Here is a 776-nt window from a genome sequence, read left to right on the forward strand (position 1 = left end):
TACCGGATGCTGAACAACCGCGCCTATATCGGCAAGGCGGTCCACAAGGGCGAGAGCTACCCGGGCGAGCACGACGCCATCATCGACCGCGAGACATGGGACCGCGTCCATGCCATCCTGCAGGAAAGCCCGCGCAAGCGCGCCGCGCGGACCCGTGCCGAGACACCCGCGCTGCTGAAAGGGCTGCTGTTCGGCCCCGATGGCGCAGCGTTTTCGCCGACGCACACTCGGAAGGGGGATCGTCTCTACCGCTACTATGTCAGTCAAACCGTGCTGAAGCATGGTGCTGGTTCGTGCCCGGTCGGCCGCGTGTCTGCGGGCGAGATCGAGGCCGCCGTGATCGACCAGCTGCGGGCGGTGTTCCGCCAGCCGGAGATCGTGGCGGGGACTTGGAAGGCGGCGCGCACCCACGCCGACGACATCACCGAGGCCGACGCCCGCAGCGCCCTGCAGCAACTCGACCCGCTGTGGGACGAACTATTCCCTGCCGAGCAGGCGCGCATCGTGGAGGTGTTGGTCGAGCGCGTTGAGATCGGGACGGACGGGTTGAACGTCCGGCTCCGTGTGGATGGGCTCGGCGGCCTCGCACGCGAGATGCTGGCCGGAAACATGGGAGCGGCCGCATGACCCGCGGCACTCTGATCCCCGAAACGGTGACGCTCCATGTCCCATTTCACATCGTGAAGCGCGGCGGGCGGAAGGAAATGCACCTGCCTGACCGCGTCCGGCCAGACCGCAAGGCAGACAACACGCTGGTCAAGGCGCTGGCCCGCGCC

At 67.8% G+C, this 776-nt stretch carries 1 protein-coding gene; it reads left to right on the forward strand.

The features are described from left to right. On the forward strand, window positions 1-627 hold a 627-nt coding region (locus tag E3D03_RS21045; protein WP_263568558.1), incomplete at its 5' end, for a recombinase family protein. Between the last annotated feature and the right edge of the window lie 149 nt (window positions 628-776).

The organism is Paracoccus sp. DMF, from assembly GCF_004407025.1.
GTDB classification, from domain to species: domain Bacteria; phylum Pseudomonadota; class Alphaproteobacteria; order Rhodobacterales; family Rhodobacteraceae; genus Paracoccus; species Paracoccus aminovorans_B.